At 65.0% G+C, this 14,970-nt stretch carries 17 protein-coding genes; 6 read left to right on the top strand and 11 right to left on the bottom strand.

Features of this window, described 5'->3' with window-relative positions; genetic code table 11:
- The first annotated feature begins 27 nt into the window (after positions 1-27).
- The gene (locus ACSHT2_RS34335) at positions 28-1,215 is read left to right on the top strand and encodes a DUF2865 domain-containing protein (protein WP_440639527.1); all 1,188 of its coding nucleotides are present in this window, start codon (positions 28-30) and stop codon (positions 1,213-1,215) included.
- Between the two features lie 203 nt (positions 1,216-1,418).
- On the opposite strand, the gene ACSHT2_RS34330 is transcribed toward ACSHT2_RS34335, so the two are convergent.
- The 3 genes from ACSHT2_RS34330 to ACSHT2_RS34320 are packed head-to-tail and all read right to left on the bottom strand — an operon-like array spanning position 1,419 to position 4,941.
- Positions 1,419-3,176 (bottom strand): NAD+ synthase, encoded by a 1,758-nt coding sequence (locus tag ACSHT2_RS34330; RefSeq protein ID WP_440639525.1) that lies wholly within the window; start codon positions 3,174-3,176, stop codon positions 1,419-1,421.
- Positions 3,177-3,194: 18 nt separating this feature from the next.
- Positions 3,195-3,548 carry a diacylglycerol kinase gene (locus tag ACSHT2_RS34325; RefSeq protein ID WP_028179961.1) on the bottom strand — a complete coding sequence of 118 codons (354 nt, stop codon included), beginning with the start codon at positions 3,546-3,548 and terminating at the stop codon, positions 3,195-3,197.
- A 4-nt stretch (positions 3,549-3,552) separates the two neighbouring features.
- Positions 3,553-4,941 carry a class II 3-deoxy-7-phosphoheptulonate synthase gene (locus tag ACSHT2_RS34320; protein WP_440639523.1) on the bottom strand — a complete coding sequence of 463 codons (1,389 nt, stop codon included), beginning with the start codon at positions 4,939-4,941 and terminating at the stop codon, positions 3,553-3,555.
- A 181-nt stretch (positions 4,942-5,122) separates the two neighbouring features.
- On the opposite strand from ACSHT2_RS34320, the gene ACSHT2_RS34315 reads away from it, so the two are divergent.
- Positions 5,123-6,019, top strand: a complete 897-nt coding sequence (locus tag ACSHT2_RS34315) for an alpha/beta hydrolase family protein (protein WP_440639521.1) — start codon at positions 5,123-5,125, stop codon at positions 6,017-6,019.
- A 7-nt stretch (positions 6,020-6,026) separates the two neighbouring features.
- On the opposite strand, the gene ACSHT2_RS34310 is transcribed toward ACSHT2_RS34315, so the two are convergent.
- From ACSHT2_RS34310 to ACSHT2_RS34290, 5 genes are all read right to left on the bottom strand, one after another.
- Positions 6,027-6,290 carry a hypothetical protein gene (locus ACSHT2_RS34310; RefSeq protein WP_440639519.1) on the bottom strand — a complete coding sequence of 88 codons (264 nt, stop codon included), beginning with the start codon at positions 6,288-6,290 and terminating at the stop codon, positions 6,027-6,029.
- 203 nt (positions 6,291-6,493) lie between these two features.
- Positions 6,494-7,078 (bottom strand): TIGR00645 family protein, encoded by a 585-nt coding sequence (locus ACSHT2_RS34305; RefSeq protein WP_440639517.1) that lies wholly within the window; start codon positions 7,076-7,078, stop codon positions 6,494-6,496.
- 32 nt (positions 7,079-7,110) lie between these two features.
- Positions 7,111-7,749 carry a TerC family protein gene (locus ACSHT2_RS34300; RefSeq protein ID WP_440639515.1) on the bottom strand — a complete coding sequence of 213 codons (639 nt, stop codon included), beginning with the start codon at positions 7,747-7,749 and terminating at the stop codon, positions 7,111-7,113.
- On the bottom strand, positions 7,746-8,108 hold the full coding sequence (locus ACSHT2_RS34295; RefSeq protein WP_440639514.1) for a hypothetical protein: 363 nt from the start codon (positions 8,106-8,108) through the stop codon (positions 7,746-7,748). Before ACSHT2_RS34295 ends, ACSHT2_RS34300 begins: the two co-directional genes overlap by 4 nt.
- A 2-nt stretch (positions 8,109-8,110) precedes the next feature.
- The gene (locus ACSHT2_RS34290; RefSeq protein ID WP_440639512.1) at positions 8,111-8,584 is read right to left on the bottom strand and encodes a TerB family tellurite resistance protein; all 474 of its coding nucleotides are present in this window, start codon (positions 8,582-8,584) and stop codon (positions 8,111-8,113) included.
- Between the two features lie 487 nt (positions 8,585-9,071).
- Here ACSHT2_RS34290 and ACSHT2_RS34285 point away from each other — a divergent pair, with 487 nt between their 5' ends.
- Positions 9,072-9,257, top strand: a complete 186-nt coding sequence (locus tag ACSHT2_RS34285; protein WP_440639510.1) for a hypothetical protein — start codon at positions 9,072-9,074, stop codon at positions 9,255-9,257.
- A gap of 347 nt (positions 9,258-9,604) precedes the next feature.
- Positions 9,605-10,744 (top strand): hypothetical protein, encoded by a 1,140-nt coding sequence (locus ACSHT2_RS34280; protein ID WP_440639509.1) that lies wholly within the window; start codon positions 9,605-9,607, stop codon positions 10,742-10,744.
- A 9-nt stretch (positions 10,745-10,753) separates the two neighbouring features.
- Here ACSHT2_RS34280 and gor read toward each other — a convergent pair whose 3' ends face one another.
- Genes gor through rpiA form a run of 3 tightly spaced genes read right to left on the bottom strand, consistent with a single transcriptional unit; the run spans position 10,754 to position 13,451 of the window.
- Positions 10,754-12,142: a glutathione-disulfide reductase gene (gene gor, locus ACSHT2_RS34275; protein ID WP_440639507.1), complete on the bottom strand. Its 1,389-nt coding sequence runs from the start codon at positions 12,140-12,142 to the stop codon at positions 10,754-10,756.
- Between the two features lie 47 nt (positions 12,143-12,189).
- A complete protein-coding gene (locus ACSHT2_RS34270) occupies positions 12,190-12,735 on the bottom strand; it encodes a DUF2059 domain-containing protein (RefSeq protein ID WP_440639506.1) in 546 nt (181 codons plus the stop codon).
- Entirely contained in the window at positions 12,732-13,451 is a 720-nt protein-coding gene (gene rpiA / locus ACSHT2_RS34265; RefSeq protein ID WP_440639504.1) for a ribose-5-phosphate isomerase RpiA, read from the bottom strand. The genes ACSHT2_RS34270 and rpiA overlap by 4 nt, the downstream gene beginning before the upstream one ends.
- A gap of 156 nt (positions 13,452-13,607) precedes the next feature.
- Between rpiA and ACSHT2_RS34260 the strand changes: the two genes are divergently transcribed.
- Both ACSHT2_RS34260 and ACSHT2_RS34255 read left to right on the top strand, forming a co-directional pair.
- Positions 13,608-14,315, top strand: a complete 708-nt coding sequence (locus ACSHT2_RS34260) for an HAD family hydrolase (RefSeq protein ID WP_440639502.1) — start codon at positions 13,608-13,610, stop codon at positions 14,313-14,315.
- Positions 14,316-14,453: 138 nt separating this feature from the next.
- The gene (locus ACSHT2_RS34255; RefSeq protein ID WP_440639500.1) at positions 14,454-14,924 is read left to right on the top strand and encodes a hypothetical protein; all 471 of its coding nucleotides are present in this window, start codon (positions 14,454-14,456) and stop codon (positions 14,922-14,924) included.
- Positions 14,925-14,970: the final 46 nt, after the last annotated feature.

Below are 14,970 nucleotides of genomic sequence, written 5' to 3'. Positions count from 1 at the left end.
GTCACATTGGGCCGTGACCTCGCTAGAATGGCGGATATGCCTGAATTGTTGTCCCTGCCCCGTGCCCGCTTCCTCGCCTGCACCGTGCTCCTGAGCGCGGTCATGCTCGCCACCGGCGCATTCGCGCAGGCCGGACCGCCCGGGCCGCCGCCTCAGCCCGGCCAGAACGGGCTCGGACCGAACCCGATGTGCGTGCGGCTGGAAGGCCAGCTCGCCGCGCTCGATCGTGGCGGCGGCGGTGATCCCGCGCGAGAAGAGCAGATCCGCCGTTACCAGGATTCCCAGGCCAAGCAGCAGGCCGAGCTCGACCGCGTCACCATGCAGGCCAAGCGCATGGGCTGCGACTCCTCCGGCTTCTTCTCGCTGTTCAACGGTCAGTCGGCGCAGTGCGGCCCGGTCAACACCCAGATCCAGCAGATGCGCGCCAATCTGGACCAGATCACCGGCAGTCTCGAGCGGCTGCGCGGCGGCGGTCCCGGCGGCTTCAGCCCGGAGCGCGACAACCAGCGCCGCTCGGTGCTGATGGCGCTGGCGCAGAACAATTGCGGCCCGCAATATGCCAATGCCGCGCAGTCACAAGGAGGCGGCAACTTCCTGAGCAATCTGTTCGGCGGCGGCAACAACCCGAATAACCCGGAAGGGGCGCCGCCCTCCGATCTCGGGCCGCAATCCGGCACTTACCGCACCGTGTGCGTGCGCACCTGCGATGGCGCTTATTTCCCGATCTCGTTTGCGACGGTGCCGGCGCGCTTCCCCGACGACGAGAAGACCTGCAAGACGCTGTGCCCGGCTGCCGAAGCCGTGCTCTACACCCATCGCAATCCCGGTGAAGACATGAATTCGGCGGTCTCCATCGGCGGGCAGCCCTACACCGCGCTACCGACCGCATTCAAATTCCGCACCGAGTTCAACCCGTCCTGCTCGTGCAAGGCGGCGGGCCAGACCTGGGCGGATGCGCTGAAATCGGCCGACGACAAGGCCGCGGCCGAGCAGCAGGGCGACATCATCGTCACCGAAGAGAGCGCCAGAAAGATGCAGCAGCAGCGGCTCAACAAGGGCACGCCTGCGAACGCGAAGAAGGGCGCAGCTCCTGCGCCGACGACGGCGAATGCGTCGGCTGCGGCACCGCCGGTGGATACGGGCACCGCTGCGAACTCCGAGAACAAGCCGATCCGCTCGGTCGGCCCGACCTTCCTGCCGCAGCAGCAGAAGTAGCGTAAGGCGCCTGCTCCAATCTCAACTGTCATGCTCCGCGCAGGCGGGGCATCCAGTACTCCGCGGCGGAAGTTGGTTTTCACAATGTCCGCCGCGGAGTTCTGGATCATCCGCCCCAGTGCGCAAGTGCGCACAAGGCGGATGATGACAGCGGAATGAGTAGCGAGATCGCCTGCCTCGCCCCCGCAAGCATCTTTGAAAGCTCACCCCTCGAACGCGTCGATCGACGCCCTGCTGCCGCGCGAGACCAGCGTTTCGTCAGGCGCGGGCACCCCCTCGCCCCGGTCGCGAAAACGGTTGGTGATGGGATAGCGGCGGTCGCGGCCGAAGTTCCTGGCCGTCACCTTCACGCCGGGCGCGGCCTGGCGGCGCTTGTATTCGGCGACGTTGAGCAGATGGTCGATGCGGGTGACGATCTCGCGGTCGAAGCCGGCGGCAATGATCTGGTCCAGCGGCTGCTCGCGTTCGACCAGGCGCTCCAGGATGGCGTCGAGCACGTCATAGGGCGGCAGCGTGTCCTGGTCGGTCTGGTTCTCGCGCAGCTCCGCTGTCGGCGGCCGCGTGATGATGTCAGGCGGAATGACCTCGCCCGCAGGGCCGAGCGCGCCTTCCGGCTTCCAGCCGTTGCGCAACGCCGCCAGGCGAAACACCTGCGTCTTGTAGATGTCCTTGATCGGGTTGAAGCCGCCATTCATGTCGCCATAGAGCGTGGCGTAGCCGACCGACATTTCCGACTTGTTGCCTGTGGTCACCACCATCAGGCCGGTCTTGTTGGAGATCGCCATCAGCAGCGTGCCGCGAGTGCGGGCCTGGAGGTTTTCCTCGGTGATATCAGGCGGCAGATTCTTGAAGATGCCGGACAGGATGGCATCGAAGCCGTTCACAGCCTCGGCGATTGGCAAAACCTCGTAACGAATGCCGAGATGGCCGGCGAGCTCGCCGGCATCGGCGATCGAGTGTGGTGCGGTGTACCGATAAGGCAGCATCACGCCATGCACCTGGTCGGCGCCGAGCGCGTCGACCGCGATCGCCGCGCACAGAGCGGAATCGATGCCGCCGGAAATCCCGAGCAGCACGCCGGGAAAGCCGTTCTTGGTGACGTGGTCGCGCAGGCCCAGCACGCAAGCGGCGTAGTCGGCCTTGTCGCCCTCGGGCAGTTCGGCGATCGGGCCCGTGCAGCGCCAGTCGTCGCCGTTACGAGTGAAGTGCAGCGTGACGATGCTCTCCTCGAACGCCGGCAATTGCGCCGCAAGCGAGAGATCGCCGTTGAGCGCAAAGGAGGCGCCGTCGAACACCAACTCGTCCTGGCCGCAAACCTGATTCAGATAGACCAGCGGCAGTCCGCTCTCGGTCACGCGCGCCACCGCGACCGACAGGCGCACGTCGTTCTTGTCCCGGGCATAAGGTGAGCCGTTCGGCACGAGCATGATCTCGGCGCCGGTCTCAGCCAGCGTCTCGACCACGTTCTCGTAATCCTCGGACTCCTCCAGCCAGATGTCCTCGCAGATCGGCACGCCGATGCGAACGCCACGCACGGTCACCGGCCCTGCGGCGGGGCCGCGCGCAAACAGTCGCTTCTCGTCGAACACGCCGTAGTTCGGCAGGTTGCACTTGTAGCGCAAGCTCGCGATGCGGCCGCCGTCGAGCAGCGCGCAGGCATTGTAGAGCCTGCCCTCCTCGACCCAGGGCGTGCCGACCAGCATGGCCGGACCACCGTCCGCGGTCTCGCGCGCGAGGCTTTCGATCGCGATGCGGCAGGCGGCCTGGAAGGCCGGCTTCTGCACCAGGTCCTCCGGCGGATAGCCGGCGATGAACAATTCCGGAAACAGCACGAGATCGGCGCCATCGGACTTGGCCTGCGCACGCGCGGCACGCGCCTTGGCGGCATTGCCCTCGATGTCGCCCATGGTCGGGTTGAGCTGGGCGAGCGTGACCGCGAATTCAATGAGACGTTCGGTCATGGCGCTCCCATTCCCAGGCTAGAGGAACCCCAGCCGCTCGATGATGGCGATGATCCAGAACGCGCCGGCCATCAGCAGCGCGACGCCGACCGCGGCCGAGCCCATGTCCTTGACCCGCCCGATCTGCTTGTCGTGATCCATCGTCAGCCGATCGGCGAGCTTCTCGATCGCGGTGTTGAGCAGCTCGACGACCAGAACGAAGGCGACGGAACAGACCAGCTCGACCGCGCGCATCGCGGTCGCGCCGATGAACCAGGCGAGCGGCACCGACAGCAGGAGCGCAAAGATCTCTTCGCGGACGGCCTGCTCCGATCGGAACGCAAAGGCCAGACCGTTCCGGGAATTGATCGTGGCCTTCCAGATCCGCAGCAAGGTTTTAGAGCCCCGCTGCGACCGGAATCGGCTGGGCCTTGCCGGCGCGCTCCTGCTTGAGGAGCTCCGCGATCAGGAAAGCCATGTCGATGGATTGCTCGGCATTGAGACGGGGATCGCAGACCGTGTGGTAGCGGTCGTTGAGGTCCTCGTCCGTGATCGCGCGGGCGCCGCCGAGACACTCGGTGACGTTCTGGCCGGTCATCTCCAGATGCACGCCGCCGGCGTGGGTGCCTTCGGCCGCGTGGATCGCGAAGAACGACTTCACCTCGGACAGGATGCGGTCGAACGGCCGCGTCTTGTAGCCGGACGTAGAGGTGATGGTGTTGCCGTGCATGGGATCGCACGACCAGACCACCACCCGGCCCTCGCGCTTCACGGCGCGGATCAGGTTCGGCAGATGCTCGCCGACCTTGTCGGAGCCGAAGCGGCCGATCAGCGTCAACCGGCCCGGCTCGTTGTCGGGATTGAGCACGTCGATCAGCTTCAAGAGCTCGTCGGCCTTCAGCGAGGGGCCGCATTTGAGCCCGATCGGGTTCTTGATGCCACGGAAATATTCGACATGGCCGTGATCGAGCTGACGGGTGCGGTCGCCGATCCAGATCATGTGGCCCGAGGTCGCGTACCAGTCGCCGGTCGTGGAATCGACGCGGGTCATGGCCTGCTCGTAGCCGAGCAGCAGCGCCTCGTGGCTGGTGTAGAAATCGGTGGCACGCAGTTCGGGATGGCTCTCGAGATCGAGGCCGCAGGCGCGCATGAAGTTGAGCGCGTCCGAGATGCGGTCGGCCAGTTCCTTGTAGCGGCGGGACTGCGGTGAGTCCTTGAGGAAGCCGAGCATCCATTGATGCACGCTGCCGAGATTGGCGAAGCCGCCGGTGGCGAAGGCGCGGAGCAGGTTCAGCGTCGCCGCCGACTGGCGATAGGCCATCAGCTGACGCTGCGGATCCGGCACGCGCGCTTCCTTGGTGAAGGCGATGTCGTTGACGATGTCGCCGCGATAACTCGGCAGCTCGACGCCGTTGACCTTCTCGGTCGGCGATGACCGCGGTTTTGCGAACTGGCCGGCAATGCGGCCGACCTTCACCACGGGAACGGCACCGGCATAAGTCAGCACCACCGCCATCTGCAGCAGCACGCGGAAGAAGTCGCGGATGTTGTTGGCGCCGTGCTCGGCAAAACTCTCGGCACAGTCGCCGCCCTGGAGCAGGAAGGCCTCGCCCGCCGCAACCCGCGCCAGCGCCTTTTTCAGACTGCGCGCCTCGCCTGCGAACACCAGTGGCGGAAACGTCGCAAGCTGCGCCTCGACGTCGGCCAAAGCCTTGGCGTCGGGATAGTCGGGCACCTGTAGCACCGGCTTGCTGCGCCAGGACTCGGGCGTCCACCGCTCGGACATCGCAATCTCTCCGTGAAGCAAAAAGCACAACCTGATCTGTGGGTTGCGAGGGCCGCCTTATACACAGGCTGGCTTCCGACCGCCAGTTGTAAATCCATTTCGCAGCGCAAACCCTTGCGGGAACAGCTGAATTCGAATTTGCTCGGGGCAGGCAAAGAAACTGGCAGGATACTGACCGCCCATGGATGCGGCACCGGACGACGTTTTCATCGACGAGATCAGCTTCCCCGCGACCGACGGCTATGCGCTGACCGGCACCCTGTTCCTGCCGCGCGGCGCCAAGCGCCATGCGGTCCTGATCAATTCGGCGACCGCCGTGCCACGCAAGATCTATCGGGGCTTTGCCTCCTACCTCGCCCGTCGCGGCTGCGCGGTGCTGACCTACGACTATCGCGGCATCGGCGACTCCCGGCTGCCGGCGATGGTCGGCTACAACCGGCCCAAATCGCTGGTCGGCTTCAAGGCCTCGATGTCCGACTGGGCCGAACTCGACGTCACCGCTGCGGTCAGCCGGATGCGTGAACGCTATAGCACCCTGCCGCTTGCCTATGTCGGCCATTCCTTCGGCGGCCAGGCGCTCGGACTGATTGCGAACAACAGCGAGATCTCGCGCGCCGCGTTCGTGGCCTCGCAGGCGGCGACGTGGCGGCTAATGACCTCGCCGGAAAAATACCGCGTCTTCGCGTTCATGAACCTCGTTGGCGTACCGCTAACGCACGCGCTCGGTTATGCTCCGGGCTGGGCCGGCGTCGGCGAGGATTTGCCCAAGGGCGTCTTCCTGCAATGGGCCGAATGGGTCTCGAGCCCGCGCTATCTGTTCGATTCAAGACTGCCGGCGCTGGAGAATTTCGCCCGGTTCAAGGGCGAACTGCGCGCGCTGTGCTTCTCCGACGATCCCTGGGCCACGCGCCCCGCGATCGAACTGCTCGCGAGCGGTTTCTCCGCCATCATGCCGGAGGTGCTCACGATCAAGCCGTCCGACGTCGGCGCCAAGGCGATCGGACATTTCGGCTTCTTCCGCCCCGAGCACCGCGACACGCTGTGGCGCGGCGTGGCGGAATGGATTCAGGGCGAATGAGGCTGCGTCAACGGATGATCGTCGTAAGAGACGAGTAACGCCGGTTCGGCTTGGCGTCACCCGGCGCGAATTGCGCGAAGGCGTCGCTGACGCGGACTGCCGGCGGCGTGTCGCTCGCGAACCGAAATTCCTTCGGCCGCGGCGCGTAGAAGCTGGCGCGGTAATATGAGTCGTCGAAGCGTGCCTCGCCGACGCCGAACAATGCGTCGCAGACGAACAGGAGCGCGTAGACTCCTGCGACCGCTGCGATGATCTCCCTGAGAATTGACATGCTGATGCCCTGCCCTTTTGCGGGCAGGATGCAGACCGGTTCCAAAATCGAGGTTTAAGGCAGCGCGGTTCTTGTCCGCTGGGTTTGCCGCCGCTGAACGGACAACAGACAATTTTATCGATCTCGAAAAGAGAGCCCGCCGGACCGGACGATCAGGCGGGCTCCAGGTTCGGCCGCTCGGGAGGTATCAGGCGGCCAGGTCATCAATCGTGGCCGGTCTCCCGGCGATGGCCGCTCTCGCTGAGGCGGTCGACCCAGGCGATGCCGATCGCCGAGACAATGAAGGTCATGTGGATCAGGACCTGCCACATCACGCCGCTCTCGGTGAAATTGCTGCGGTTGGTGCCGAGATTACCGGCCTCGATGAAGGTCCTGAGCAGCGAGATCGAGGAGATGCCGATGATCGCCATCGCGAGCTTGATCTTGAGCACGCTGGCATTGACGTGACCAAGCCATTCCGGCTCGTCGGGATGGCCGCTGAGGTTCAGCCGGGAAACGAAAGTCTCGTATCCGCCCACGATCACCATGATCAGAAGGTTCGAGATCATCACGACGTCGATCAGCCCGAGCACGACCAGCATGATCTGCTGCTCGCTGGCGTCGAACGAGTGCAGGACCAGGTGCCAGAGCTCCTTCAGGAACAACAGCACATAGACGGCCTGCGCGACGATGAGGCCGATATAGAGCGGCAATTGCAGCCAGCGCGAGCCGAAGATCAGTTTCGGAAACAGGCCGATCGGCGGCCTTGGCGCGGCCAGCGCCGAAGGTGCCTTGGGTTCAGACGTCATGGGTCGCTCCGGATTGCAGACAGGAATACGCTTCAGAGACTCGCGATGACAGGCGCGAGCTCGAGCGAGCCCCGATAGATCATCTCGAAGGCGACGTAAATGATGATGGCGAGGCCGACATAGGCGACCCAGCGCTGCTTCTGGAGCACGCGGCCGAGCAGATCGGCGGCGACACCCATCATCGCGACGGACAGCAACAGGCCGAAGGCGAGGATGTAGGGATGCTCGCGCGCGGCGCCCGCCACCGCGAGGACGTTGTCGAGCGACATCGAGACGTCGGCTGCGACGATCTGCACCGCCGCCTGGCCGAAGGTCTTTCGCTGTGCCGGCGAGGCATCCGCGCCGCCGCCATGGCTGAACGCGAGCTGCTCGGAATGCGTGGCCTGCTCGCGCAGCTCGCGCCACATCTTCCAGCAGACCCAGAGCAGCAGCACGCCGCCGGCGAGCAGCAGGCCGATCACTTGCAGGAGCTGGGTCGCGACGCCCGCGAAAACGATGCGCAGCACAGTGGCGGCGGCGATGCCGACGATGATGGCGCGGCGGCGCTGCTGGGCCGGCAGGCCCGCCGCGGCGAGGCCGATGACGACGGCGTTGTCGCCGGCGAGCACGAGATCGATCAGGACGACTTGAAACAGCGCGGTCAGCGCCTCGGCGGTGATGAATTCAGTCATGTTTGATCATTCTTCGATGTCGACGGATCGAGCCAATGCGGCTTGCGGCGCTCGATCCAGTCGAAGACCTTGGATCGGGAGGAGCGTAGCGCGGGTACGTCCTCGGCGAGCAGCGCGAGGCCGAGCGGCAGCATCCAGACGCCGAGCAGCGGCAGGATGGATAGTACACCGCCGGCGACCAGCAGCGTGCCCGAGGGGATCCTGACCCAGCGGCTGGACGGCCTGAGCAGATAGGTGAAGGCGTCGCCCATGCGCGGCGGCAGGCGGTCGACGAGCTTGGCCAGGCGCGGATCTCCACCGGCAACCTCGCCGGTGGTGCCCTCGGCTTCCGTGGCGCGCTGGTCCGAAACTGTGCTCATGCTTACTCCTTCAGGGCGGCCTGCAGCTCGGCGCCCGCTGCACCCGGCACGACCGGCTTCGCGCGCGGCAGCACCAGCGTCAGCAGACGCAACAATTTGATCGCCTGGACTTCGTGGGGATGTACGTCCTCGTCTGCGGCAGCGACGCGCTCCGACAGTTCCATCAGATGAGACGAGAGCGACAGGTTCGAAACCGGCCGCAGCGTGTCGATCACGACGTTGGCAAAATCCGGCTCCTCGAGCCGTTCGGCGAGGTCATCGAACATCGCATAGAGCCGTTCGTCTGAAATGTGCGGCGCCAGCTTGCGGTCCCTGATGAAACGGATCACCTCGTCGCGCTCGACCGGCGAGACGCGCCGGTCGGCAACCGCAACCAGCGCGCCCACGATCACCAACGCGACCGCCGCCTGCTCGTTCAGGCTCGACGGCTCCGTGATCTCGATTTCCATCGGATTTGAGGTTCTGGCGTCAGACATCGTAGCTCCCTTAACTTGCGAAATGGCCGCACGGAGCTGCGATGGGGACGGATAGTCGGAGAGAACGAACAAAGGCCCGACGATCGGCCGATCCATCGCATTCGCGCGGGACAGGTCATCCGACATCACGAGGTTTGCCGACATGGTCGGCGTCCTCGCCAGAGGGGCCCGGATTCTTGTTCTGCTCAGACATAAAGGCGGCTCTGTCGGAATCAAGGCAACATGACTGCGACCAGCCGCCGCATCGGTTCCATAGCGATGAAACCGCGTCCGCGGCGCGCTGCAACGCTCTTCGCGTTCTGGCGCAGAGCCGGGATCCGAAGGCGATACGCTCCGCCTATCGCGAAAGCGGCGACGACATCGCAACCGTGTCACGATTGATCGCTACATCTACATCTCGGGAACGAGCGTCTGCGCCGCCATAGCGGTCGCGCAAGCTTCGGCAGCGAAGATGTCGCCCTTGAATCCGATGAGCGCGGAGAAGCGCATGAATCGCACCATATCCTGCACCGGCTGCGGCCATGCGCTTGTCCCGATGCTGACGGCCAAAGGCCGCGCGGAACCGAGCTGTCTCTGGTGCGAAGGCCTCGACGCCCGCACGCTGGACATGGCGAAGTGGGCGGATAGCCCGTCCGGCAAGCCCGACCGGAGCGCCCGTCCGTCGTTCGAATGAGCCGCTTCAGACGCTGAGCCGCCGGCATTTGCCTGTCGCCGCGACCTGCACGGCCGCATGCCCCTGCAGGACATGCCGACAAATTAGACAAGATACGTCGCTCCACCGAGCTTGCGGACCTGCGCGGAAAGGTCAGGCGGGTTGGCGAACCCGTTGTCTAACCTTTGGTGCAATCTCGCTTTTCCTACGCGCCGCGTGCGGGCGGCGAGCCTGCACGCGCACTGCGCGCCGACTGGCCCAAAATTCGCAAGACAGCATTTGGCCCAATTCCCTGCCCGCCCACGATAGAGAGCGGAAAGCTGCGTGCGCCCGGCTCCGGGATGGACGGCCCCAGATCGGAGAATGCCATGAACGTGCATGCTGCCGGAGATCTCAAATTCACTGGTCTCACCCATCCGAACGGCGCGCGGCTGCGCCTCAATGACCAGGATTTCGTGGCGATCGATCGCGACCGGGATGCGAAGTTCGAGGCGACGTACCGGCCGCAGGCCCTCTACAACCGCGCCAACGAAGGCTTTCACGCCAACAACGAGACCTTCCTGCTGCACGAGGTCGCGACCAATCTGCCGATCTACCGGCCCGACACCGGCCCCACCGATTTTCATCTTCATCTTCCGCCGGGCGGCTTTCAGCTCGTGCTGGTCACCTCGGGCGCGTTCACCTTCGACTATGACGGACGCTTCTACAATGTCGGCCCCGGCGCGGTGATGCTGCAAAGCGCGATCGTCCACCGCCAGCTCTTCTACACCTGGTCGGGACTGTCGACCGAAGAGAACCTGAAGACGCCGCAGACCGTGGTGCCCGATCCGATCTCGATGGGCTATTCGGGCAAATTTCTCGAAGCCTTCATCACCGATCCGACCACGTTTCCGAACCCGACCATCGTCGGTCCGGACCAGATCAACGAGGCCGAGACGCCGCGCGTGGCCTGGAGCCACCCTCTGCACAACCGGCCTGCCGATGCAGGCTTCTGGCTCCAGGACCCCCTGGCGCTGGATGCGCTGTTCAAGCCGCTCACCGATGGTGCAGTCAAATCGGCCATGCCGGTCCACGTGCGCGATATCGGCATCGAGGTTCCGAGCGGCCATCTCGTCACCGGTCACATCATCGCAACCGACCCGCGCGGTCAGTCGCTGCTGCCGAAGAGCACGTCGATCGCCGCGGACGCGAGCTGTTTCGCCAAGGGCGAGGTCGTGATCTATCGTGTCATTCGCGGCTCGGCCGAATTCGAGAGAAAGGCCGGCGAGAGCTTTGAACTTTCCGCCGGCGACGTGGTGACGGCGGGCAAGGATTCCATCCGGCTCACGGGTGTCGGCGAAAACACCCAGGTGCTGCGGCTCGGCCTGCTCAAGGGCATGAACGAGCTGCGCAGCTGGACGCCGACGCAGCGTGACGAGATCGACGGCCTCGCCGGCCGGATCATCACCCACAAGGATGTCCGTCCCCTGCGCACTGAAGGCAAGCCGGTCGGGTATCTGTACGGCTGAGCGCCGAGCTTACTCCGCTGCCTGACGCACGTGGCGCGCGGTCGGCGTACGCATGGTGACGAGCTCTTCGGCCGCGGTCGGATGCAGCGCGATGGTCGCATCGAAATCGGCCTTGGTCGCCTTCATCTTCACCGCGATCGCGACAGCTTGCGTGATCTCGGCGGCGGCATCGCCGACGATGTGGCAGCCGAGCACGCGATCAGTCGCGCCATCGACGACCAGCTTCATCAGCACGCGGGTGTCGCGGCCCGACATCGTCGCCTTGATGGGGCGGAACGTCGTCTTGTAGATGTCGACGTGGCTGAATTGCGCGCGCGCCTCGGTCTCCGTCAGACCAACCGTGCCGACCTCCGGCTGCGAGAACACCGCGGTCGGGATGTTGGCGTGATCGACCGTGACCTCACGCTTGCCAAACACGGTGTCGGCAAAGGCATGGCCCTCGCGGATCGCGACCGGCGTCAGGTTGAAGCGGTGGGTGACGTCGCCGATCGCATAGATGCTGTCGACCGAGCTCCTGGAGAAATGATCGACGGCGATGCCGCCATTGTTCGGGTTGATGGCGACGCCGGCCTTCTCCAGGCCGAGATTGGCGACGTTGGGATGGCGGCCGATGGCGAACATCACCTGATCGGAGCCAATGCTCGATCCGTTCGACAGATGGGTGGTGAAGCCCTCGCCGTGGCGATCGACCTTGGTCACCGTGCAGCCGGTGAGAATGGTGATGCCCTGCTTCTCCATCTCGCTGCGGACATGGGCCCGGACATCCTCGTCAAAACCGCGAAGGATGTTGTCGCCGCGGTAGATCACGGTGACGTCGGAGCCGAAGCCGGCGAAGATGCCGGCGAATTCCAGCGCGATGTAGCCGCCGCCCTGGATCACAATCCGCTTCGGCAGTCTCGCAAGGTGAAACGCCTCGTTGGAGGAAATCACGTGCTCGATGCCGGGAATCGCGGCGCCGTGGTTGGGCGCGCCGCCGGTGGCAATCAGGATGTATCTTGCGGTGATCCTCTTGTCGTTCTCGAGCAGGCGGACGGTGTGCTTGTCTTCGATCACCGCGCGGCTCTTGATGATCTGCGCGCCCGACTTCTCGACATTCGTCGTGTAAGCCGCCTCCAGCCGCGCGATCTCCTTGTCCTTGTTGGCGATCAGCGTCGGCCAGTCGAAGCTGGCCGGAGGAACGGTCCAGCCGAAACCCGCGGCGTCCTCGAGGTCCTGACGAAAATGCGAGCCGATCACGAACAGCTTCTTCGGCACGCAGCCGCGGATCACGCAGGTGCCGCCCATGCGGTACTCTTCCGCGATCATCACGCGGGCGCCGTGTCCGGCCGCGATGCGGGCGGCGCGCACGCCGCCCGAACCACCACCGATGACGAAGAGGTCGACGTCGAATTCAGCCATTGTCCACTCCGACCCCTATCAGGGAATTACTGATCAGATAGGTGCTGTCAGATCTCCTTGCCACGCTTGCGCATCTCGGCACGGAAGGCGCCCATCACAGTCTCGGAGAAGTTCTGGGCCCAGGAGTTCATGAAGGCCATGCTGAGACCGATGGCGCGCGGCTCGGCCTCGATCAGCTTCTTGCCAAGCGGCGACCTGTAGAAGGTGACGAGGTCCTTCAGCTCCTGCTCGGTGAACTCGCTGGCATAGATCTGGGCCATGCCTTCGCCGATCTCGTTCTGGCGGCCGTTGAGCTGCTGGGCCACGATCGGGGCGACCTCGTTGAGCTCCTTCTGGTAGTTGAGGTTCTGCTGGATCAGCGCGATCTTGGTCTTCTCGACGACGCCGGGCACGGCACCGGCATACATCGCGGTGGCGTTCTTGATCTGCAGAATCTCCCTGGCCGCCGCGATCGCGGCCGGCGATGCCTTCGGCTGGGCCGGTGAGGCGGCAGCCTTGGGCTGGGCCGGCTGCTGGGCGACGGCCGGGGCGGCCGAAACGGCCAGTCCCACAGCGAGAGTCGCGGCCGGCAAGAATTTCAACACGTTCTTCATTCCTGGTCTCCTTTCGGCTTGCGCCGTTCAATCACGCGAATTCCTTCGCCGCCCGCCAGAACGGCCGAGCTGGCCAAGCCGATGAACAAACCATGCTCGACCACCCCGGGGATGGCGCTCAACGCCTTGGCGAGACCGGGGGGATCCACAATACGTCCGAGCTGGGCATCGATGATCCAGTGGGCACCATCGGTGACGAAAACGTGGCCGCCTTTGTCCTTGCGGACCGCCATTTGCCCGGAAACGCCGCATTCGGCAAATGCCTTTTCGATCGCCCGGCGCGTCGCACCAAGCCCGAACGGGACGACCTCGACCGGCAGCGGAAACTTGCCGAGCGTCGGCACCCACTTGGTGTCGTCGGCAATCACGATCATGCGATCCGAGGCGGCCGCCACGATCTTTTCGCGCAGCAGCGCGCCGCCGCCGCCCTTGATCAGATTGAGCTCGGGATCGATTTCGTCGGCACCATCCACGGTGATGTCGAGATGGTCGATCTCATCCAACGTCGTCAGCGGCACGCCGCAACGTTCCGCATCAGCGCGCGTCGCTTCGGAGGTTGGTACGCCGACCACCTTGAGCCCGGCGGCGACTCGCTCGCCGAGCAGCTCGACGAAATGCTTGGCAGTCGAGCCGGTGCCGAGCCCGAGCTGCATGCCGTCGCGCACCTCCTCGAGGGCGCGCGCAGCAGCCTGCCGCTTCAACTGGTCCATGTTCACGTGTGCGCCCGCCCCTGAATTCGGAGGATGAGCCGCCGATCGCGGCCGCTTTCGGCGGCCTATGTAGCCTCGTTTTCCTCGCGGGAACAGGCCTATAAGGTGATCTTATGGGCCCGCCCCTTGCGCGGATACGACCGGGCCGGTAGCGCTTGGATCATGACCTCCTTCAAAGGGACTTGCCCTCACACCATCGTCTTCGATCTCGACGGCACGCTCGTGGATACGGCGCCCGACCTGATCACCGCCCTGAACTACGTGCTCGACCGCGAAGGTCTGCCGCCCGTGCCGATGGCCTCGGCCCGCAACATGATCGGCGCCGGCGCCCGCAAGCTGATCGAGCGGGGGCTGGAGGCCGAGGGCCGCGCCGTCACACCCGCGGACATGGACCGGATGACCGCGGATTTCATCGCCTATTACGCCGACCATATCGCGGTCGAATCCCGTCCCTTCGAGGGGCTCGAGGCCGCACTCGACCAGTTTTCGGCGCGAGGCCATCGCCTTGCGGTCTGCACCAACAAGCTGGAATGGCTGTCGAAGCGGCTGCTGGACCAGCTCGACCTCAGCCGCCGATTCGCGGCGATCTGCGGGGCGGACACTTTTGGCGTCCAGAAGCCCGATCCGACCATTTTCCGCGAGACCGTGGCCCGGGCCGGTGGAGACGTGAAAGCCAGCATCATGGTCGGCGATGCAGGCACCGATGTCGGGGTCGCCCGGCGGGCTGGAGTGCCCGTCATCGGGGTCAGCTTCGGCTACACCGACGTGCCGATCGCCGAGTTGAAGCCGGACCGGCTGATCCATCACATGCGCGACCTGCCGGCGGCCGCCGTCAGCCTGATGACGGCTTCATCCGTCGCAACCAGCTGATACGACTAGGTTATTTCGCAGCACCCCTGCATTAACCATCTATTATCTATGCGCCGCGCGCCAATTGCCTGCCCCAAACGACACTCTTAAGGTCGCCCCGGGGATGTGGCGGTTCGTCGCAATAGAAGTGGATGGTTCATGCGTCGTGTCATCGCGATTGCGTTAGCGGGAGCGAGCCTGGGTGGCTGCTCATCAATGTCTTGGGATATGTTCAAATCGGCGCCGCCGACCGTCCAGGTCAGGCTCGAATCCAATCCTCCCGGTGCTGACGCCACGACCTCACTCGGTCAGGGCTGCAAGACCCCCTGCTCGGTCTCGGTTCCCGCCCCCGATGCGCCCTTCACGGTCGCTTTCGCCCTGCCCAAGTACCAGCCGGCGAGCGTGCCGGTGAATGTGGTCAGGAATCCCGGCGATTTCACCACCCCCGCCTCCGTCACCACCGATCCGAATCCGGTGTTTGCGGAACTCCAGCCGGCGGTGCCGCCGAAACCGGTCCGCAAGCCGCACCGGCCGAAGAAGCCCAAACCAGCCGCGCCCGCCGTAGCGCCGGCCGATGCTGCGCCCGCCGCGGCCTCGCCGTTCCCCGATCCGAATGCGGGCAAGCGCTGATCTGCCCCATACCACCCGATTGTCCTAGCCGCGTCCGATGCTTAGA

It is taken from the genome of Bradyrhizobium sp. PUT101 (genome assembly GCF_052043945.1).
Taxonomy (GTDB): Bacteria; Pseudomonadota; Alphaproteobacteria; order Rhizobiales; family Xanthobacteraceae; genus Bradyrhizobium.
This window is presented reverse-complemented; position numbering and strand designations above follow the sequence as displayed.